Genomic DNA, 20,007 nt, shown 5'->3' with positions numbered 1-20,007 from the left:
GAGTGCCCGTCAATGACGAGCAGGCGCTGGGGTTCGGTTGCCACAAGTTTGGTTGATTCGCTCACAGGTGCCAGCCTAGTTGGCATGGGCAATAAATTCACTCAAGACAACGCAGCGGCCATCGAGACATCTGGCACCTTTGCCGCCAACGGGGCGCACCCGGTCAATCCCTTTGCCCGTCAGCTCTTCGAACACGGGGTACCCGAGGCGATGTGGCCGATGCTTGCCAGCCACGGCGTGGGGACCCTGGTGGAGAAGCTGGGCATCCATTTTACGGAGATCACTCGCGACCGCGTGGTTGCCACCATGCCGGTGGAAGGCAACCAGCAGGTCGCAGGCATCCTTCACGGAGGCGCCTCGGTGGCCTTGGCCGAGACCCTTGGTTCCTTCGCCGCGGCGGTACACGGCAAGGGCGAAAAGAAACCGGTCGGTGTGGATATTTCCGCCACCCACCACAGGGCAGGGGTCACCGGCCTGGTGACCGGGGTCTGCACACCGATCCACCTGGGGCGCACGCTGACCACCCATGAAATCATCATCAGCGATGATGCGGGAAGGCGGCTGTGCACCTCCCGCATCACCAACATGCTGCTTGATGGCTGATCAAGCGGGGGGCCAGGCTCCGCAACGCATTCTCTGCCACGGAGCCACCGGAAGCGGCAAAACCACGCTCGCCCGGGACCTTGGACGCATCCTGCGGATGCCGGTGCATTACGTGGATGACGAGTTCGGGTGGCTGCCGGGCTGGGTGCAGCGAGACCAGTCGGAGCAGAAGGCTCTCGCGCTGAAGGCTGCCAACGCCCCGCAGTGGATCTTCGATTCGGCATACGGGCCTTATCGCCAGGACATCATCGGCCGCTCCGACCTCGTCGTATGCCTCGATTATCCCCGCGCCCTGTCGCTGTATCGGCTTCTGGTGCGAACAGTGAAGCGGATCAAGCACCGGGAATCGGTGTGCAACGGGAACGTTGAGACCTGGAGAAGGATGCTAGACCGGGACTCCATCGTGCTTTGGCACCTCAAGAGCTTCGGTCCGAAGCGCCGGCAGATGCGCGAGTTGGAAACCGCGCTGGGCGCCGAACGCGTCAAACGATTCTCCCGTCCCCGGGAGACCATGCGGTGGCTGGCCGAGCTGGAGGCACGCGCGAGTGGGTTGCGGTCCTAGTATTCGCGGTCCTGGCCCGGGGTTTTTTTCACCATGAACCTGGTCTCGCGAATCCCGCCCGGATACTCACGCGTGTACGTGGGATCGAGCTTGGCGGTGCCACGCATGGCAAAGAGCGGGCGCCCGCCACCGAGCAGGACGGGCATGGAGTAGAGCAATATCTCGTCGAGGAGCCCCTCGTCAACGAATTGCCCGGCCAGCGAGCCGCCGCCCACCACCCAGACGTCCTTCCCGTTGGCACTGCGTGCGATGTCCCCGGCCCATTCGGTCACGTCCCCGCGCACAAAGGTCAGGTCCGCGCCCGGGAACGCAGCCAGTTCCCGGTGAGCGAAGACCCACACCGGAAGCCCCTGGTAGGGCCACTTGTCGCGCACTTCGTTGAGCATCCAGGAATAGGTGTCCGCCCCCATGGCGATTGCGCCGATCTCCTGCATGAATGCATCGTAGCTTTCGGCTTGCCCGGCGAATCCGTCAAAGTCCATGAGCCAGTCGAGTCGTTCGTTTTCATCGGCGATGTAGCCATCCGTCGAGGCCGCCACGAAATACCTAAATTGCGTCATGGTGCCCATCCTAACCACGCCACGGCCCGCCGCAGTAGGAATCCGCACCGGGTCGGCGTGGTCCGGAAGCCGAGTCAGGTGGCTTAAACGGCTTTCGCCCTCTCGGATCATTGGTTCCGGGAGGGCGAAAGTGCGATGCGGCTTTGCCTAGGCGCCGAGGATCCTTGCGCTGAGCGAGGGCACGATGAGAACGATGCCGAAGATGACGACCAGGCCGCACAGCGCAAAGCAGCCGTAGGCCGCAAGCCTGGCCGGCATGGCGGAGCGTTGGGCGTCCTCGCCCACGGCGAGCATGCGCACGCCCAACGAGTAGGCGCCGACGATGAAAAGCGCAGAGGCCCACGTGATGACCGCGACGATCAGGAATGCATCCCACTGAATTGCCACTACTTGACCTCCTGCTTGATCTTGGCGCGCTCCATCTTGCGACGCTCCTTCTTGGTGGGGATGTTCACTGCCGCGCCGGAGACATCCACATCGCTGATCGCGTTGTGGTGGCCCACGAGTTCACGGCGCGAAAGGACCCAGATCACCAACAGGGAGCCAACTCCCAAAACGGTCACAATGACCAGTCCGCCGGTGCCGAAGTGGGCAAGCCCGGCAGCAGCGGCGCCGATGATCCCGGCCGCGGGGAGTGTGAAGAGCCAGCCCACCGCGATGCGTCCAGCTGTTCCCCAACGGACTTCCGCTCCCTTGCGGCCCAGCCCGGAACCGATCACGGATCCGGAGGCGACCTGCGTCGTCGACAGGGCGAAGCCCAGGTGCGAGGAAGTCAGGATGGCTGCGGCGGTGGAGGTCTCGGCGGCAAACCCCTGGGCTGGCTTGACGTCGGTCAGGCCCGAACCCATGGTGCGGATAATGCGCCAGCCGCCCATGTAGGTGCCCAGAGCGATGGCCAGTGCACAGGTCGCGATGACCCAGAAGTGCGGGCCGGTGCCCGCATCCTGCAGGCCCGAGGCCACCAGGGTCAGGGTGATGACACCCATGGTCTTCTGGGCGTCGTTGGTGCCGTGTGCCAATGCCACGAGCGAGGAGGAGAAGATCTGTCCGTAGCGGAATCCGCCGCGCTTGGGGGACGCCAGGCCGGATTGGCGCTTGGTCACCGAGTAGGCAAGCTTGGTGCACAGATACGCCGAGGTTCCCGCGATCACGGGGGCGACCAGTGCCGGGAGCAAAACCTTGGACATCAGCACGTTGTAGTCAATGGCACCGAAGCCGGCACCGACGATCGCTGCACCGATCAGTCCGCCAAAGAGTGCGTGGGAGGAGCTGGACGGGAGACCCAGCAGCCAGGTGACCATGTTCCAGACGACGGCGCCCATCAGGCCGGCGAAGATCATGGCCGGCATGATTTGCACGCCGGTCTCCCCGCCTTCCTTGATGATGCCACCGGAGATGGTCTTGGCGACTTCTGTTGAAAGGAAAGCACCAACAAGGTTGAGGACCGCGGCCAGCGCGACCGCGGCCTTGGGCTTGATTGCACCGGTTGCGATCGGCGTGGCCATCGCATTCGCGGTGTCGTGGAAGCCGTTGGTGAAATCAAAGAACAGGGCAAGTGCAATGACCAGGACGACGATAAGCGTCAGATCCATGTATAAACCAATCGTGGGATTGCGGGCGAGGGCCGAGTCGCGCTGGCTACTCCGAAGTCCCGCATTGTTTACCCAATGTTGGGGTTCCGTTCACCTAAGTCGCAGATTCATCATATGGCCTGCTCCGATCTAGTCAATTTCCCGGGGAGGGGCTCGGCACACCTCAGCCGCCCGTGGTTAGGCACTGCGCGGGGGCACCGCCGCTTCAACGTGAGCGACTTCACGGACAGCCCGTCCCGGCCAGGTAGGCACGGAGACTTCGGGCCCACACTTGCAATGGAGGAGAGCGATGGAGATGGTTCAGGTGTTTTGGTGCGCGAATCGGCGCGGAGCCGTAAGCTCGTTCAATGGCCAGATTCTTTGACGTACACCCCGATAACCCGCAGCCACGTGCGATTGCGCAGGCCGTGGACCTGATACGCGATGGCGGGCTGATCGCCTACCCGACCGATTCCTGCTATGCATTGGGTGCCCAGATCGGCAACCACGCGGCGCTGGACCGGATCCGGATGATTCGCCAGGTCGGCGACAAGCACCACTTCACGCTGGTCTGCAAGGACTTTGCCCAGCTGGGCCAGTACGTGGAGGTAAACAACCAGGTGTTCCGCAACATCAAGGCGGTCACCCCGGGCAGCTACACATTCATCCTCCCGGCGACCAAGGAGGTGCCGCGGCGCCTCATGCATGCCAAGAAAAAAACGATTGGCGTGCGCATCCCCGATAATCCGGTGGTGCGCGCCTTGCTGGAGGAACTCGGCGAGCCAATTCTCTCCAGCACGCTGTTGCTTCCGGGCGATGAGGATCCGATGACGCAGGGATGGGAAATCAAGGAAGCGCTGGACCATGTGGTCGAAGGCGTCATTGATTCGGGGGAATGCGGCATCGAGCCGACCACCGTGGTCGACTACTCCAGCGGCGAGGCCGTCATTGCCCGCGTGGGACTGGGCGATCCCTCTCGCTTCGAATAACGAGGAGTCCGGGCGTCGCTAGACGGCATTCCCGTGCACATCGGTGAGATTGCAAACCAACTGCCAGAGGTGGCCGTCGGGATCGGCAAAGGTGCCAACATACTGCATCCGGCCATTGACGTGCTTAATCTCATGGGGAGCGAATGCCTTCCCGGCCGATCCGGCAACGGCGGCAAGGATGTCGTCGACCTCTGCCACGGTGCTGATGGCACAGCTAAGGAAGGCGTCGGTGGCAGGAACGGGAAGCAACGGCGTGCGCATGGCTTCACGCGAGTACTTCGTGAACGCCTCGGTCTCGGCCAAAAAGATCGTCATCCCCGGCATTTCCAGGCAAACCATGCCCATGGCCGGCTTCGCGCCCTCAATACCCACAACGTCGCGGTAAAAGGCCAGCGAACGCCCGGCATCCGTCACGGCTAGGCTCAGGACTACACCTTGGGTTTTCATCAGGTTTCGGTTTCCTTCCACGCGGTTTAACTGTTCTCGAGTCCATTATTCATCGGAAGGACTGCGGGGACCTGTGCACAATCCCCCACGAGGCTTCCCAGGTCTCGCCCGGAGCCAGCCAGCGCAGGCCCATCCCGTTGTTGAAGGCATTTGCCGGCGCGGTCATCGGCCCCAGGGCGACGGCACGCACCGGTCCCCCGGTACCCGGGAACGCCGGGGCGGTGAACACCTGGATGAACTTGAAATTCGCGTCCATGTGCAGTTCCACCCGGCTCCCGTCGGGTGACTGCAGGCCGTGCTTGCTGCTTCCGTCGGCTTCGAAGCGCAGCCCGGTCCACGGGTGTGGGTGACCTGGAGTCCGGTTGCCAGCAACTCTTAGTGCACCGACGTGGCCAGTTCGAAGGGGTACCCCGGCGCAGGCGAAATATCCGCCGCCAGCAGCACGCTGCCTATGGTGCGTTCGATCTGACGATAGCTGCGATGCCGCAATAGGCCATGAATGGCGTTGCCGCGGGCTGGCTCCGCGATCGCAAGCTGCTCATCATGGACCCGGTAGGACCATGCACCCCCGGCCACCCGGTGGGGCCAAGGAACCAGCGCAATGCCGGCAGCCGAGGGGCCGCGATTTCCTGCGGATAGCCCTGGACGAGTTCAACCCCGTTGACGACCAGCCTGCGCAGCGACGCACCAACCTGGTTCACCGCGGCCCGCTGGCTGTTGCCGTCAATGGCGCCGGAGAGTTCGAATCGTTCACCCATCGGCGAATCCGGGTTTGGCACGGTCGCCCTTTCATCGTGACAGCTTGCTGCCATTGCCTCTGGGGTGCGGCCGATCGATGCAACCTGATTTCGGCGTCCAGGGGGGGTGGAACGAAGACGGGGCCGCGGGAACCATCAAGTGGTTCCCGCGGCCCCGTATGGTGCGTCTCTTGGGTACGGCTACTTGACCTGGTCGATGACGGTCTCTGCTACTTCACGCATGGACAGGCGGCGATCCATCGAGGTTTTCTGGATCCAGCGGAATGCCTCCGGCTCGGTCAGACCCATCTTGGTCGTCAGCAGGCTCTTGGCGCGTTCGACCAGCTTGCGGGTCGCGAACTGCTCGGTGAGGTCTCCGACTTCCTTTTCAAGGGCGCGTATTTCCTCGTGGCGGGAAATCGCGATCTCGATGGCGGGGACCAGGTCGGCCGGGGTGAACGGCTTGACGACGTAGGCCATGGCACCTGCCTCGCGGGCACGTTCCACCAGCTCCTTTTGGCTGAAGGCGGTCAACAGCACCACCGGGGCAATGCGTTCCTTGACGATGGTCTCGGCAGCGGTGATGCCATCCATGACCGGCATCTTGACGTCCATCAGCACCAGGTCCGGCTTGTGCTCCCGAGCCAGCTCGATGGCCTTTTCGCCGTTGTCAGCCTCGGCAACCACCTCATATCCCTCTCCGCGCAGGATCTCGACAATGTCCAAGCGGATCAGGGTCTCGTCCTCGGCTACGATGACGCGGCGGGGCGCGCCGGTGTTGGGCTCGGCCGCAATTCGGGTAACTTCGGGCAGGTCGCTCATCGTGCTCCTTCAATCCCGGCGTGACCGGGGGCATCATCAGTACTCGGTTTCGTCGTTAAGCCTATCTGCATGTACAGTGGATAACCGCAAGGACGCGAGGATTTCAGCGCAAAGCAATTATCGGTTACGCTTATTCTCGCTGCTTCGAATTGTGCCCGCCCGAGTGGCGGAATGGTAGACGCGCTGCACTCAAAATGCAGTATCGAAAGGTGTGTGGGTTCGAGTCCCACCTCGGGCACAAAACGACCCCGATCCCTTATTTCATAAGGGATCGGGGTCTTTTTCTTTTGTCCGGGCCCGGCACCCCCAACGCCCCCGTTCCTGCCGGGAGTTCAGGAAAAATGCAATCCCAAAAGCATTTTCCCCTTTCGCCGCATGGCTCCGGAGCCATGCGTGAACACGTCGCCCAAGGTGTCCGTCACGGCGGTGCTCCTCGGGACGCATGTGGAGCCTGCTGGAGACGTGTCCTGCGACCGCAGATCGAAACCTGCCGCGGCCAGGAGCGCTCGAGGCCAAACGACGCATCGAGGATCAGGCTGTCACGGCGAAACACCCAATGGTTAGGCTTGAATCGTTCACGCCCAATTCGCCCCCACACACAGATAGGACCGCGATGCCCAGCGCAGTCACCTTGATTCGCTCCCAGCAGCTCAGCAATGTTGCGCAATATGCCTACGCCTCGACGGCGCCGGCCAATGCACGACTGATTTTCCTGGCAGGTTCTTGCCCGCTCAATCAGGATGGAAGCACCGCCGGAATCGGGGACTACGCGGCCCAGGCGGCCAAATGCATCGAGAACTTGAAAATCGCCTTGGAAGCGGCCGGAGCAGGCCTGCCCGATGTCATCTCCACGCGCGTGCTGGTTGCCTCATCAACGCAAAAGGACCTCGTGGCGGCTTGGGAGGTCGTTCGTGCCGCATTTGGAAACCACGACGTTCCCAGCACCCTGATGGGCACCACCGTCCTCGGATACGACCACCAGCTCGTGGAAATCGAGGCGGTCGCCGCCGTGCTGGACTGATACGGGCGCAAAGCACGAAGGCCGGACTCCCACCTCGATCCCCCAACGGGAACCGCGATGAAAATCCGGCCTTGGCTTGCCAGGACTAGATGGAGATGGCTTCGGGGCCCGCTACGTTCTCGGAGTCCCACGGCCCGACCTTCTCGCGTGCCGGCATCGGCTTGCCGTCACCGAGCTGGCCTGCATCTGCGAGGTCGCCGACCTTGTGGATGCGCAGCGAGTTGGTGGAGCCCGCCTGGCCTGGAGGGGAACCGGCCGCGATGCAGACAATGTCGTTGATCTCGGCAAGCCCTTCGGCCAGCAGTGCGCGGTCGACCTGTGCGGTCATCTTGTCGGTGTGGTCCGCGTACTCGACCAGACGCGGCTGGATGCCCCACATCAGGGTCATGATGTTGTAGGTCTGTGGCAGCGGCGTAAACGCCAGCACCGGGCGCTTGGGGCGCAACCGGGACAGGCGTCGGGCCGAGTCGCCGGACTGGGTGAACGCCACGATGTACTTGGCATCCAGCTGGTCGGCGATCTCCACGGCGGCGCGGGTGATCGCACCGCCGCGCGTCTTGGGCTTTGAGCCCAGGCGCGGGATGCGGTCCAGACCGTGCGTTTCCGTGGAGGAAATGATCCGCGCCATGGTCTCGACGGTTTCGATGGGGTATTCGCCCACGCTGGTCTCCCCCGAAAGCATGACCGCATCGGCGCCGTCGAGGACGGCGTTGGCGCAGTCGGAGGCCTCGGCGCGGGTGGGCGTCGGGGACTCGATCATGGATTCGAGCACCTGGGTGGCAACGATGACCGGCTTGGCCCAGCGGCGGGCCAGTTCAATGGCTCGCTTCTGCACCAGCGGGACCTCCTCGAGGGGAAGCTCCACACCCAGGTCGCCACGGGCAACCATGATCGCATCGAAGGCGTCGATGATTTCCTCGATCGCGTCGACAGCCTGCGGCTTCTCGACCTTCGCGATCACCGGAAGGCGACGGCCTTCCTCGTCCATGATCTCGTGCACGCGCTGGATGTCCGAGGCGTTGCGCACGAAGGACAGGGCGACCATGTCGACGCCGGCCCGGATGGCCCAGCGCAGGTCGTCCTCGTCCTTCTCGCTCAAGGCGGGAACGTTGACAGCGACCCCGGGGAGGTTGATGCCCTTGTTGTTTGACACCTCCCCTCCCACGACGACCTCGGTGACGACCTTCTCGTCATCGACGGCGGTGGCGCGCAGGGCGACCTTGCCGTCGTTGATCAGGAGGATGTCGCCGACGTTGACGTCCTCGGGCAGGCCCTTGAACGTCGTGGAGCAGAAGGTTCCGTCGCCCAGCACGTCGGCGATCACGATGGTGAAGGTGTCCCCCACGTGCAGCATGTGCTTGGCGTCGCCCACGAATCGGCCCAGCCGGATCTTGGGGCCCTGGAGGTCGGCAAAGATGCCGACCGGCCGGCCGAGCTCCTCAGCCGCTGCCCGCACGTTGCCGAGGTTCTCGGCATGCATCGAGTGGTCGCCGTGGCTCATGTTCAAGCGTGCGACGTCAACACCCGCCTTGAGCACTGCCAATGTCTTGTCGTAGGTGCCGATCGCCGGGCCCCAAGTGGCCACAATCTTTGCGCGTCTCATACGGTTAGCCTATCTGCCTTTCCATTCCTCAGGTCGGGAAAACACCGCATAAGAGGTGCATCCGTCTCACAACATGCTGATAGCCCGATCCGTTGGTGCAACGGGGGCTGGAAGGCGGGTTTCGCCCATCAGGTATTTGTCCACCGCCGCGGCACAGGATCGTCCCTCGGCAATGGCCCACACAATCAGGGATTGTCCGCGTCCGGCGTCGCCAGCCACGAACACCCCGGGGGTGTTGGTCATGTAGTAACCATCGCGGGCGACGCTGCCCCGGTCATCAAACTCGGTGTTGGCCTGTTCCATGAGACCGGCAGTCTCGGGTCCGGTGAACCCGAGTGCCAGGAAGACGAGGTCGGCGGGTATGACCCGCTCCGTGCCCGGCTTCGGAAGGCGCTGACCGTCAATAAATTCGGTCTCTGCCACTGTAACACCCATCACGCTTCCGTGCTCTCCCGTGAAGTTGACCGTGGCGGCCAAGTATGACCGCTCACCGCCTTCCTCGTGCGCCGACTGGACCTCGAACAGGGTCGGAGACATGGGCCAGGGCTGGTGCCCCGGGCGCTCGGTCGAGGGCTGGGCCCCGATGGCAAGGGTGGTCACGGAAGCGGCGCCCTGGCGTATGGCGGTGCCCAGGCAGTCCGCCCCGGTGTCGCCGCCGCCGAGGATGACCACGTGCTTGCCCTTGGCGTCGATGCGCAGGGTATCGCGTTCGCCCGCAACCACCTCGTTGGAATCCACGAGGTAGTCCATGGCGAAGTGGACCCCCGAAAGCTCGCGTCCCGGAACCGGAAGGTCCCGCGGAACGGTTGCACCGGTGGCCACGATGACCGCGTCGTAGAGCCGGTTCAGCTGCTCGAACTCAATGTCCGTGCCCACGGAAACCCCGGTGCGGAACACCGTTCCCTCGGCCTCCATCTGGGCCAGGCGGGTCTCCAGGACGTCCTTGCCCATCTTGAAGTCGGGGATGCCGTAGCGCAGCAGTCCCCCGATCTTCGTATCACGCTCGTACACCGCGACGGTGTGCCCGGCGCGGGTCAGCTGTTGGGCAGCTGCCAGGCCGGCGGGGCCGGAACCGACCACGGCAATGCGCATGTCGGTGTGGCGCACGGCAAGGACCGGGTCCAGTCCGCCCGAGGCAATCAGGGTGTCGGCGATTTCGACCTCGACCTGCTTGATTGTTACGGCCGGCTGGTTGATTCCCAGCACGCAGGAGGACTCGCAGGGTGCCGGGCACAGCCGACCGGTGAATTCCGGGAAGTTGTTGGTGGCGTGCAGGCGCTCGGCCGCATCGTCCATCCGGCCCTGGTGGACCAGGGAGTTCCATTCCGGGATGAGGTTGCCCAGCGGGCAGCCGTTGTGGCAGAACGCGATGCCGCAATCCATGCACCGTCCGGCCTGCGCGGTAAGCACCGTGGCGTTTTGCCGCTCGGTGACTTCCTTGTAGTCCATGATGCGCACGGACACGGGGCGCTTGGGCGGGGTTGTCCGTTCGCGTACCTCTAAGAATCCACGTGGATTAGCCACGGGTCACCTCCAGAATCCGGTTCCAGACAGTTGCTGAATCCGGGTCGAATCCTTCATTGGCGGCATCGTTGCGTGCCTGTGAGACGGCTGCGTAATCGCGCGGCAGCACCTTGGTGATGCGGGCGGCGGCCACCGGCCAGTCGGCCAGCAGGCTGGCTGCCAGCGCCGAACCGGTGTACTCCACCTGCTGCGTCAGCAGGTCCTTGATCAACGCCAGATCGGCTTCGTCCGGACCGGACAGGAGCAGGTCGTCGTTGGCTACGGCGAGCGGGTTCAGCGCCGCCACGTCCAGGTCCAGGACGTAGGCCACGCCGCCGGACATGCCGGCGGCGAAGTTGCGCCCGGTGGCGCCAAGGATCAGCGCGGTTCCACCGGTCATGTACTCGCAGCCGTGGTCGCCGATGCCCTCGACCACCGCGGTGGCGCCGGAGTTGCGCACGCAGAAGCGTTCGCCCACCATGCCGCCGATGAACAGCTCGCCGCTGGTGGCGCCGTAGCCGATGACGTTTCCGGCAATGACTTGCTCCGCGGGGTTGAATGCGCTGCGCGCATCCGCCTGGACGGTGATCCGTCCGCCGGAAAGGCCCTTGCCGACGTAGTCGTTGGAGTCGCCGACCAGGTGCAGTTCCACGCCGGCGGGCAGGAAGGCGCCCAGCGACTGGCCGGCATGCCCGCGCAGCGTCACCTTGATGGTGCCCGGTGCCAGCTCGTCGATCCCGAAGGTGCGGGTGACGTGGTGGCCCAGCATGGTGCCCACCGAGCGGTCGGTGTTCTTGATTGGGAGGTCAAGAACAACGTGCTCGCGGCGCTCCAGGGCAGGGGCGGCCGCGGCGATGAGCTGGTTGTCGAAGTGCTTGTCCAGGCCGTGGTCCTGGGACCCGGTGCGCCTGCGCGGCGCACCTTCCTTGGAACCGGCGGTGTCGAAGATCCGCTCCAGGTGCAGGCCCTGGGTCTTCCAGTGGCCCACGGCGGCGCGGGTGTCCAGCAGCTCGGCCTGGCCGATGGCTTCCTCGAGGCTCGCGAAACCGAGTTCCGCCAGCAGCTCGCGGACTTCCTGGGCGAGGAACTCGAAGAAGTTCACCACGTGGTCGGCCTGGCCGGTGAAGCGCTGGCGCAGTTCCGGGTTCTGCGTGGCAACGCCCACCGGGCAGGTGTCCAGGTGGCAGACGCGCATCATGATGCAGCCGGCAACCACCAGCGGTGCGGTGGCAAAGCCGAATTCCTCTGCTCCCAGCAGGGCGGCGATGACGACGTCCCGGCCGGTTTTCAGCTGGCCGTCGACCTGGACGGTCACACGTTCGCGCAACCCGTTGAGCATCAGCGTCTGCTGGGTCTCGGCCAGGCCGAGCTCCCAGGGCACGCCCGCATGCTTCAGCGAGTTCAGCGGGGAGGCACCGGTGCCGCCGTCGTGGCCGGAAACCAGCACCACGTCGGCCTTGGCCTTGGTGACGCCGGCCGCGACGGTGCCGATGCCGACCTCGGAGACCAGCTTCACGTGGACGCGGGCACCCGGGTTGGAGCACTTCGCGTCGTGGATCAGCTGGGCCAGGTCCTCGATCGAATAGATGTCGTGGTGCGGCGGCGGGGAAATCAGCCCGACGCCCGGGGTCGAGTGACGCGTGCGGGCCACCCAGGGGTAGACCTTCTGCGCCATGAGCTGGCCGCCCTCGCCGGGCTTGGCACCCTGCGCCATCTTGATCTGCAGGTCATCGGCATGCGTGAGGTACATGCTGGTCACGCCGAAGCGGCCGGAGGCGATCTGCTTGACAGCGCTGCGGCGCTCGGGGTCCAGCAGCCGATCCACGTCCTCGCCGCCCTCGCCGGTGTTGGACTTTCCGCCCAGGCGGTTCATCGCAATGGCCAAGGTCTCGTGCGCCTCGGCGGAAATCGAGCCGTAGCTCATCGCACCGGTCGCGAAACGCTTGACGATCTCGGAGACGGGCTCCACGGCATCGATGTCGATGGGCGTGCGATCGTCCAGCTTGAAGTCCAGCAGCCCGCGCAGCGTCATCAGGCCCTTGGCCTGGTCGTCGACGCCCTGGGTGTACTTCTTGAAGATGTCGTAGCGGCGTTCGCGGGTTGCATGCTGCAGCCTAAAGACCGTTTCGGGGTTGAAGAGGTGCGGCGGGCCCTCGCGGCGCCACTGGTATTCGCCGCCGGTTTCCAGCACGCGGTGCGGCTCGGGGTTCAGATCGCTGGGGTAGGCACCGGCATGGCGCATCGCGGTTTCGGTGGCGATGACGTCAAGGCCCACGCCTCCGAGCTGTGAGGAGGTGCCGGTGAAGTACTGGTCGACCACGCGCTGGGACAGACCCAGCGCCTCGAAGGTCTGGGCACCGCAGTAGGAGGCGACGGTGGAGATGCCCATCTTGCTCATGATCTTCAGCAGGCCCTTGCCCAGCGCCTTGATCAGGTTGGTCTGCGCCTTGGCCGGGGTCACGGTGCCGAGTTCGCCCTGCAGGGCCATTTCCTCGACCGATTCCAGGGCCAGGTAGGGGTTGATGGCGGAGGCGCCGTAGCCCACGAGCACGGCAATGTGGTGCACCTCGCGTACGTCGCCGGCCTCGATGACCAGGGAGGTCTTGGTGCGGTTGGCGCTCTTGAGCAGGTGGTGGTGCACCGCGGAGGTGAGCAGCAGCGACGGGATCGGCGCCCACTGGGCATTGGAGTCCCTGTCCGAAAGGACAATGAACTTCACGCCGCGGTTGATGGCGGCGGAGACCTTTTCGCAGATTTCCTGCAGGCGGGAGCGCAGCTCGGACTCGCCGCCCTCGGGACGGTAGAGACCGCGGACGCGCAACGCGACCTTGCCGCCGTTGGCATCGCGGATGTTCGCGATCTTGGCCAGGTCGTCGTTGGTGATCACCGGGTAGTCAAGGGACACCTGCTGGGCATCGATCTTGCCGGTGGCCAGCAGGTTTCCGTCCGGGCCAATGCTGGTGCCCAGCGAGGTGACAAGCTCCTCGCGGATCGAGTCCAGCGGCGGATTGGTGACCTGGGCGAAGGACTGGGTGAAGTAGTCGAAGAGCAGCCGGGAGCGGTCCGAGAGAACCGCGACGGGGGTGTCGGAGCCCATGGCGCCCAGCGGCTCGGCGCCGGCGGAGGCCATGGGGGCCAACAGGATCCGCAGCTCCTCGGTGGTGTAGCCGAAGGTGCGCTGGCGGATCTGCACGGAGGCGGAGTTGTGCTTGACGTGCTCCAGGTCCGGCAGGTCGGTCAGGCTGATCTTGTTTTCGTTGACCCACTGGGCCCACGGCGCCGAGGCAGCAACCTGCGACTTGATTTCGTCATCCGTGATGATGCGCCCGGCTTCGGTGTCCACCAGGAACATCTTGCCCGGGGCGACTCGGCCCTTGGCGGCGATGAGCGCCGGATCAAGGTCGATGACGCCGACCTCGCTGGCCAACACCACCAGTCCGTCGGTGGTGACCCAGTAGCGTGCCGGACGCAAGCCGTTGCGGTCAAGCACTGCTCCGACCTGCTTGCCGTCGGTGAAGGACACGGCTGCGGGCCCGTCCCAGGGCTCCATGAGCATCGAGTTGTACTCGTAGAAGGCGCGGCGGTCGGCATCCATGGCTGCGTGGTTTTCCCACGCCTCCGGGATCATCATCATGATGGCCTGGGCGACGGGGCGCCCGGAGAGCATGAGCAGTTCGGCGACCTCGTCGAAGGATGCGGAGTCGGAGGCGCCGGGGCTGCAAATGGGGAAGAGTTCCTCGGGGACCTCGCCCAGCAGGGACGAGGCGAGCTGCGACTGGCGGGCTCGCATCCAGTTGCGGTTGCCCTTCACCGTGTTGATCTCGCCGTTGTGGGCGATGGTGCGGAAGGGCTGGGCCAGCGGCCAGGAGGGGAAGGTATTGGTGGAAAAGCGCGAGTGGACGATCCCGAGACGCGAGGCGAAGCGGGTATCGCCCAGGTCCGGGTAGAACTCGGTGAGCTGCTCGGTGGAGAGCATGCCCTTGTAGACCATGGTGGCCGAGGAGAGCGACGGGAAATACACGCCGAACTTGTTTTGTGCGCGCTTGCGGATGCGGAAGACCCGGGCGTCAAGGTCCTTGTCCTGCTCCTGGGCGGCACCCAGGAAGAGCTGGGAGAAATGCGGCATGCAGCCCAGGGCGGTGGCGCCGATGGCCTCGGTGTTCACCGGGACGTCGCGCCAGCCGAGCACGGACAGGCCTTCCTCGGCGGCAAGCTCTTCGAGGGCGGTGACTGCGGCGGCGCGCTGTGCCGGTTCCTGGGGGAGGAACGCGGTGCCGGCGGCGTAGCGGCCGGGCGCGGGCAGGTCGATGCCGGTGACGGCGCGGAAGAATGCGTCGGGGATCTGCGTGAGGATGCCTGCACCGTCGCCGGTGCCTGCATCGGCACCCACGGCGCCGCGGTGTTCGAGGCGGCGCAGCGCCTCGAGGGCCTGCTCCACGATCTCGTGGGTGGCCTCCTGCGTCAGCGTGGCGATGACCGCCAGACCACACGCGTCTTTTTCGTTTGCCGGGTCATAGAGCCCTTGGGCTTCCGGTACATCGGCAAACCGGGTGTAGGGCGAGAAAACCTCCTCGCCTGGATGCGGTGAGGCATTAAGTTGGACTCCGGTCATGCTCATGAGTGGTCCCTTTCTCGGTGTGTGGGCAGAGGTTCTGGATCTTCGGGCGACGCTGGCCGAGGAAAGGCTAGGGGGCTCGCTAATCGGCACCCCGAATCGGGGGCCGTGCGGTGGGGTGGGGGGTGACACCTGCGATACGTGGACGTCATCCGCGCGCTCCCCTGGTGGGTGGAGCGCGAACTGGGTGCTTCCACATCATTGTGGTCGCCGACAGCATGGGTGGCGGAGTCTGGGTATTCCGCGCCCGTCACTGCTGCCACGGTGAAAAAAGAGTAGCACCGGCATGTTTCGGATTTGCACCCACTTATGTTTCCAACAGTTTTCGTACCTGCTACCAAACCGTTGCTGACTTGGATTAATAAAGTTTCCGCAAAGTTTCGTCTCAATGCGATATGAATCCCTTCATCTTCCTCGTCTCCACTGCAGGTATCAAGGGTTGGATGTCCTCGCGACGGGGTCCTTTCCGACGGGAACACCGGACAAGGACCTCCCGGCGAACCCGGCTCCGGGCTTCGACGCCGAGTGGTGCCCTTCGGGGTGGCCAGGCGCCCGGACGGAAAAGACCGGTCCCCTCCTTCCGGATGGGAAGGAGGGGACCGGTCTTGGCTTGGTTATCGCGGATCGGGATTCGGCGGGTGCCGAAGTGCTACTTGTTTCCCGTTTCGGGGCCGGCCTCGCCGGTGTCCCTGGCGCTGCCGTTCTCGTGATCGGCTGGCTTCGCGGCGTCCGTTGGCTTGGCGGCATCTGCGGGCTTGGCGGATTCCGTCACCTCGGCCTTGGGCTCGCGGCCCGGAAGATAGACACCGGGGTCTGGCTGCGGGCGCAGCTTGCGGAACACGAAGACCAGTCCGGTGGCGCCCAGGACAACCATGGCAATGGCCAGCCACATGTGCACGCGCAACCCGATGCCCAGGATGTAAATGGTGTCTGCGGCGTCGATGCGCATGGTTTCCATGATGATGCGGCCGATGCCATACCAGATGAGGTAGGACCAGAACATGGCCCCGCGGCGGAGCTTGAACTTGCGATCCAGTGCAATCAGCAGCAGGACCCCCGCCACGTTCCACAGTGATTCGTAGAGGAACGTGGGATGGAACAGCGTTCCGGCCGGGATTCCCGGGGGGAAGTTGAAGCTGTTCGGATCAATTTCCAGGCCCCACGGCAACGTGGTGGGCGCACCGAAGAGCTCCTGGTTGAACCAGTTACCCCAGCGCCCGAAGGCCTGGGCGAGCAGCACGCCGGGAGCAGCCGCGTCCAGGAACGCCGAGAGGCGCACTCCGGCACGGCGGCAGGCGATCAGTGCACCGACGGTGCCGAGGCTGATGGCCCCCATGATGCCCAGGCCGCCGGCCCAGATCTGCGGGATCTCGGCCAGATGCGCACTCTGCCCGTTGAAGCCGAAGTAGTAGTCGGGATCGGTGACCAGCACGTGGTACAGCCGCCCGCCCACGATCCCGAAGGGGATCGCCCAGATGCAGATGTCCCAGACCACGTCCTCCGGTCCGCCCTTGGCACGCCAGCGGCGGGCGGTGATCCACATGGCGGCGATGATGCCTAACATGATGCAGATGGCGTAGGCGTGGATGGTCAACGGGCCGAGGGAGAACTTCGAGAACTCCGCCGGAGGGCTCGGGATCGAGGCGAGCACGTTGGTTCCCGCCACAGCCAGCTGCATCATGCCTTCACTGTCCGACCGCTGAGTTCCGCGGTGAGCTCGGCTACCGCCTTCACTCCCCCGTCGCGCAGGGCTGCAACCAGTGCAGTGCCCACGATGACTCCGTCGGAGTAGGCCCCGATCTCTTCGACGTGCTTGCGCTGCGAGACGCCGAGCCCGACGCAGGCGTTTTCGGCGCCGGCGGCGTGGGCCGCGGTGACCACTGCCGCTGCGGCGTCGGAGACCTCGGCGCGGGCGCCGGTGACGCCCATGACGGAGACGCAGTAGACGAAGCCTCGGCTGGCTTCCACGGTGGCCTTCATGCGGGCCTCGGTGGAGGACGGTGCGACCAGGAAGACGCGGTCAAGTCCGTACTTGTCGGAGGCCTCCATCCATTCGGCTGCCTCGTCCGGAACCAGGTCCGGGGTGATCAGCCCGGCGCCGCCGGCCTCTGCCAGGCGGCGGGAGAACTCGTCCACGCCCATGCGCAGCACAGGGTTCCAGTACGTCATGATCATGACGGTGGCCGAACAGCGGGAGGTGATGCCCTTGACGATGTCGAAGACCTGGGCGACCTTGAAGCCCTGGGCCAGGGATTGCACGGTGGCGGCCTGGATGACGGAACCGTCCATGACGGGGTCCGAGTACGGGATGCCGACCTCGATGATGTCGGCGCCGTTCTCGGCCATCGCGACGGCTGCGTCAATGGTGCCCTGCACGTCGGGGAAGCCGGCGGGCAGGTAGCAGATCAGCGCCGGGCGGCCTTCGGCGCGGGCTGCGGCGATCGCCGCGGCACTCTTGGATACGGGGCTCACTTGGCGTCCTTTTCGGTGTCGATGAGGTTGAACCATTCCGCTGCGGTTCCCACGTCCTTGTCGCCGCGGCCCGAAAGGTTGGCGATGATGATGGTTTCCTTCGGCACCGCGCCGGCGGCGATCTTGCGCTGCGCGATCCTCAGCACGCCGGCCAGGGCGTGGGAGGACTCGATGGCCGGGATGATGCCCTCGGTGCGGCAGAGCAGCGAGAAGGCGTCCATGGCCTCGGTGTCGGTGACCGGCTCGTAGTTCACGCGTCCGATGTCCGCCAGGTAGGCGTGCTCCGGGCCGACACTCGGGTAGTCAAGGCCGGCGGAGATGGAGTGGGAATCGACGGTCTGGCCGTCGTCGTCCTGCATCAGGTAGCTCTTGGCACCGTGCAGCACGCCCGGCAGGCCCAGCGTGATGGCCGCTGCGTGGCGGCCGGTGTCGACGCCGTCGCCGCCGGCCTCGAAGCCGTAAAGCTCCACCGAGGGGTCATCCAGGAAGCCGTGGAAAAGGCCGATGGCGTTGGAACCGCCGCCGATGCAGGCAGCCACGGCGTCGGGCAGGCGTCCGGCCTGGGCGATGATCTGCTCGCGGGCTTCCTCGCCGATGACCTCGTGGAAGTAGCGGACCATGGCGGGGAACGGGTGTCCGCCGGCGACGGTGCCCAGCAGGTAATGGGTGTTGTGCACGTTGGCGACCCAGTCGCGCAGGGCCTCGTTGATGGCGTCCTTGAGCGTCTGCGAGCCTGCCGTCACCGGAATGACGGTGGCACCGAGCAGCCGCATGCGCGCCACGTTCAGCGCCTGCCGGCGGGTGTCCTCCGCGCCCATGTAGACCACGCATTCCAGGCCCATGAGGGCAGCTGCGGTGGCCGAGGCAACGCCGTGCTGGCCCGCTCCGGTCTCGGCAATGATGCGGGTCTTGCCCATGCGCTTGGCCAGCAGGGCCTGGCCGAGGACGTTGTTGATCTTGTGGCTGCCGGTGTGGTTCAGGTCCTCGCGCTTGAGGAAGACTCGCACTCCGCCCGCGGCTTCGGAGAAGCGCTTGGCCTCGGTGAGCAGGGAGGGACGGCCCGTGTAGTTCTTGTTCAGGTCCTTGACCTGGGCAATGAATTCCGGGTCGGCCTTGGCTGCCTCGAACGTCTCGTTGAGCTCGTCCATGGCGGCAATCAGCGACTCGGGCATCCAGCGTCCGCCATAGGCGCCAAAGTACGGGCCCGCGGCATGCCGCAGCGAGTGGGAGGGGGCGGACTCGGACTGGCTTTCGCCCGTGTCCTGGTCACCTGTCATCGGGTTCATCTGGCGCATCCTTCTCTTGCTCAGGAATTCTTCGAGGGGTGTGTGGGGGGTGTGTCAGCTGGCGCGGGCTGGCTTGGCGGCGGTCCCGGAGGCAATGAAGCGCTCGATCGCCGCGCGCGGGTCGTTGTCCTTGACCAGCGCCTCTCCCACCAGGATCGCGTCTGCTCCGTGGCTTGCATAGTGCTCGACGTCGGCAACGTCGCGCACGCCGGATTCGGCCACAATGACGACGCCGGAGGGGATGTGGGCGGCAAGCCGGGAGAAGTTCTCGCGGTCCACGTCCAACGTCTTGAGGTTGCGCACGTTCACGCCGATGATCTTTGACCCGAGCTTCACGGCACGGGCGATTTCTTCCTCGGTGTGCGTCTCGACCAGGGCGTTCATGCCCAGGGCATGGGTCAGGTCCAGGAACTCGCGCAATTGCGCGTCATCCAGGGCCGCCACGATCAGCAACACCAGGTCGGCGCCGTGGGCGCGGGCCTCGAAGATCTGGTAGGGATCGACGGTGAAGTCCTTGCGCAGCAGCGGGATCTCCACCGCGGCGCGCACGGCGTCGAAGTCGGCCAGAGATCCGCCGAAGCGGCGCTCCTCGGTCAGCACCGAGATCACGGAGGCACCGCCGGCCTCGTAGGAGGCGGCCAGTTCGGCTGGCTCGCCGATGTCTGCAAGGGCGCCCTTGGAGGGCGACTTTCGCTTCACCTCGGAGATCACGTGCAGCGTGTTTCCGCGTTGGGACGCGTCAAGGTGTCCGCCCAGGGCAGCGTAGGCGTCGAGCGCGGGAACGGCCGCCGCGGCCGCCGCCTCGATTTGCTCCTGGCCGATGATGGACCGACGGGCGTCCAGATCGATCTGAACGCCCGCGATGATATCTGTCAGTACACTCACGGCTAGTGCGAGTCGCCGGACCTGGAACCGTTGACGCCGAAGCCGGCCTTCTTCATGGCCCAGCCGACGATCAGGCCGAGGACCACGATGGCGCAGCCAACGTAGACGAAGGTCGGGTTGTGTCCGGCGAAGGCGATGCAGCCGACGACGAAGCCGATCAACATGACGAAGACCATTGACCATGCGGCCTTGGAGTTGCCGTGTCCGATTTCCTCGGCGTGCATTGGATCGATCTGGGTGTTGGCGTTAGCCATGGTGGGATACTCCTACTCACCTCGTGCGAATCGGGATTTTTCCCGATAAATCTCTTGGCTTCCATTCTGCCATTCTT

At 65.0% G+C, this 20,007-nt stretch carries 19 protein-coding genes and 1 tRNA gene; 5 read left to right on the top strand and 15 right to left on the bottom strand.

Annotated features, from left to right (window positions below):
• Positions 1-84: 84 nt before the first annotated feature.
• Both Q2T94_RS19580 and Q2T94_RS19575 read left to right on the top strand, forming a co-directional pair.
• Positions 85-603 (top strand): hotdog fold thioesterase, encoded by a 519-nt coding sequence (locus Q2T94_RS19580; RefSeq protein ID WP_264269168.1) that lies wholly within the window; start codon positions 85-87, stop codon positions 601-603.
• The gene (locus Q2T94_RS19575; protein WP_302266240.1) at positions 596-1,165 is read left to right on the top strand and encodes a P-loop NTPase family protein; all 570 of its coding nucleotides are present in this window, start codon (positions 596-598) and stop codon (positions 1,163-1,165) included. The genes Q2T94_RS19580 and Q2T94_RS19575 overlap by 8 nt, the downstream gene beginning before the upstream one ends.
• Here the strand turns inward: Q2T94_RS19575 and Q2T94_RS19570 are convergent.
• The 3 genes from Q2T94_RS19570 to Q2T94_RS19560 all read right to left on the bottom strand — a co-directional run bounded on the left by Q2T94_RS19570 (position 1,162) and on the right by Q2T94_RS19560 (position 3,317).
• Positions 1,162-1,725, bottom strand: coding sequence for a dihydrofolate reductase family protein (locus Q2T94_RS19570; protein WP_264269170.1), 564 nt, complete (start codon positions 1,723-1,725; stop codon positions 1,162-1,164). The two genes, Q2T94_RS19575 and Q2T94_RS19570, sit on opposite strands and share 4 nt — an antisense overlap.
• 147 nt (positions 1,726-1,872) lie before the next feature.
• Complete coding sequence (locus tag Q2T94_RS19565) at positions 1,873-2,112, bottom strand: hypothetical protein (protein ID WP_264269171.1); 240 nt, start codon at positions 2,110-2,112, stop codon at positions 1,873-1,875.
• Entirely contained in the window at positions 2,112-3,317 is a 1,206-nt protein-coding gene (locus tag Q2T94_RS19560; protein ID WP_302266238.1) for an inorganic phosphate transporter, read from the bottom strand. Before Q2T94_RS19560 ends, Q2T94_RS19565 begins: the two co-directional genes overlap by 1 nt.
• A 347-nt stretch (positions 3,318-3,664) precedes the next feature.
• On the opposite strand from Q2T94_RS19560, the gene Q2T94_RS19555 reads away from it, so the two are divergent.
• Complete coding sequence (locus Q2T94_RS19555) at positions 3,665-4,285, top strand: L-threonylcarbamoyladenylate synthase (RefSeq protein ID WP_302266237.1); 621 nt, start codon at positions 3,665-3,667, stop codon at positions 4,283-4,285.
• An 18-nt stretch (positions 4,286-4,303) separates the two neighbouring features.
• Here the strand turns inward: Q2T94_RS19555 and Q2T94_RS19550 are convergent, their stop codons facing one another.
• From Q2T94_RS19550 to Q2T94_RS19535, 4 genes are all read right to left on the bottom strand, one after another.
• A complete protein-coding gene (locus Q2T94_RS19550; RefSeq protein ID WP_264269174.1) occupies positions 4,304-4,732 on the bottom strand; it encodes a VOC family protein in 429 nt (142 codons plus the stop codon).
• A 49-nt stretch (positions 4,733-4,781) separates the two neighbouring features.
• Positions 4,782-4,988: an aldose epimerase family protein gene (locus tag Q2T94_RS19545; RefSeq protein WP_302266236.1), complete on the bottom strand. Its 207-nt coding sequence runs from the start codon at positions 4,986-4,988 to the stop codon at positions 4,782-4,784.
• Positions 4,989-5,181: 193 nt separating this feature from the next.
• Positions 5,182-5,490, bottom strand: coding sequence for a hypothetical protein (locus tag Q2T94_RS20625; protein ID WP_310287915.1), 309 nt, complete (start codon positions 5,488-5,490; stop codon positions 5,182-5,184).
• Positions 5,491-5,670: 180 nt separating this feature from the next.
• Positions 5,671-6,291 carry an ANTAR domain-containing response regulator gene (locus Q2T94_RS19535; protein ID WP_264269177.1) on the bottom strand — a complete coding sequence of 207 codons (621 nt, stop codon included), beginning with the start codon at positions 6,289-6,291 and terminating at the stop codon, positions 5,671-5,673.
• 157 nt (positions 6,292-6,448) lie between these two features.
• Between Q2T94_RS19535 and Q2T94_RS19530 the strand changes: the two genes are divergently transcribed.
• Positions 6,449-6,529 (top strand) — tRNA-Leu (locus Q2T94_RS19530).
• Positions 6,530-6,904: 375 nt separating this feature from the next.
• Complete coding sequence (locus Q2T94_RS19525; protein WP_302266234.1) at positions 6,905-7,312, top strand: RidA family protein; 408 nt, start codon at positions 6,905-6,907, stop codon at positions 7,310-7,312.
• Positions 7,313-7,397: 85 nt separating this feature from the next.
• Here Q2T94_RS19525 and pyk read toward each other — a convergent pair whose 3' ends face one another.
• From pyk to Q2T94_RS19485, 8 genes are all read right to left on the bottom strand, one after another.
• Positions 7,398-8,915 (bottom strand): pyruvate kinase, encoded by a 1,518-nt coding sequence (pyk, locus tag Q2T94_RS19520; RefSeq protein ID WP_264269179.1) that lies wholly within the window; start codon positions 8,913-8,915, stop codon positions 7,398-7,400.
• 66 nt (positions 8,916-8,981) lie between these two features.
• Entirely contained in the window at positions 8,982-10,439 is a 1,458-nt protein-coding gene (locus Q2T94_RS19515; protein WP_264269180.1) for a glutamate synthase subunit beta, read from the bottom strand.
• Positions 10,432-15,036 carry a glutamate synthase large subunit gene (gene gltB / locus Q2T94_RS19510; protein WP_302266233.1) on the bottom strand — a complete coding sequence of 1,535 codons (4,605 nt, stop codon included), beginning with the start codon at positions 15,034-15,036 and terminating at the stop codon, positions 10,432-10,434. The genes Q2T94_RS19515 and gltB overlap by 8 nt, the downstream gene beginning before the upstream one ends.
• Positions 15,037-15,682: 646 nt before the next feature.
• Positions 15,683-16,714, bottom strand: coding sequence for a prolipoprotein diacylglyceryl transferase (gene lgt, locus Q2T94_RS19505; RefSeq protein WP_302266232.1), 1,032 nt, complete (start codon positions 16,712-16,714; stop codon positions 15,683-15,685).
• The gene (gene trpA / locus Q2T94_RS19500; protein ID WP_372342875.1) at positions 16,711-17,505 is read right to left on the bottom strand and encodes a tryptophan synthase subunit alpha; all 795 of its coding nucleotides are present in this window, start codon (positions 17,503-17,505) and stop codon (positions 16,711-16,713) included. Before trpA ends, lgt begins: the two co-directional genes overlap by 4 nt.
• Positions 17,502-18,782, bottom strand: a complete 1,281-nt coding sequence (gene trpB / locus Q2T94_RS19495; RefSeq protein ID WP_264269210.1) for a tryptophan synthase subunit beta — start codon at positions 18,780-18,782, stop codon at positions 17,502-17,504. Before trpB ends, trpA begins: the two co-directional genes overlap by 4 nt.
• Before the next feature lie 63 nt (positions 18,783-18,845).
• The gene (gene trpC / locus Q2T94_RS19490; protein ID WP_264269184.1) at positions 18,846-19,676 is read right to left on the bottom strand and encodes an indole-3-glycerol phosphate synthase TrpC; all 831 of its coding nucleotides are present in this window, start codon (positions 19,674-19,676) and stop codon (positions 18,846-18,848) included.
• A 2-nt stretch (positions 19,677-19,678) separates the two neighbouring features.
• A complete protein-coding gene (locus tag Q2T94_RS19485) occupies positions 19,679-19,930 on the bottom strand; it encodes an HGxxPAAW family protein (RefSeq protein WP_302266230.1) in 252 nt (83 codons plus the stop codon).
• Between the last annotated feature and the right edge of the window lie 77 nt (positions 19,931-20,007).

Source organism: Paeniglutamicibacter sulfureus, from assembly GCF_030512175.1.
GTDB lineage: Bacteria > Actinomycetota > Actinomycetes > Actinomycetales > Micrococcaceae > Paeniglutamicibacter > Paeniglutamicibacter sulfureus.
The sequence above is the reverse complement of the archived record's forward strand: the minus strand, read 5'-3'. Positions and strand labels throughout refer to the sequence as shown.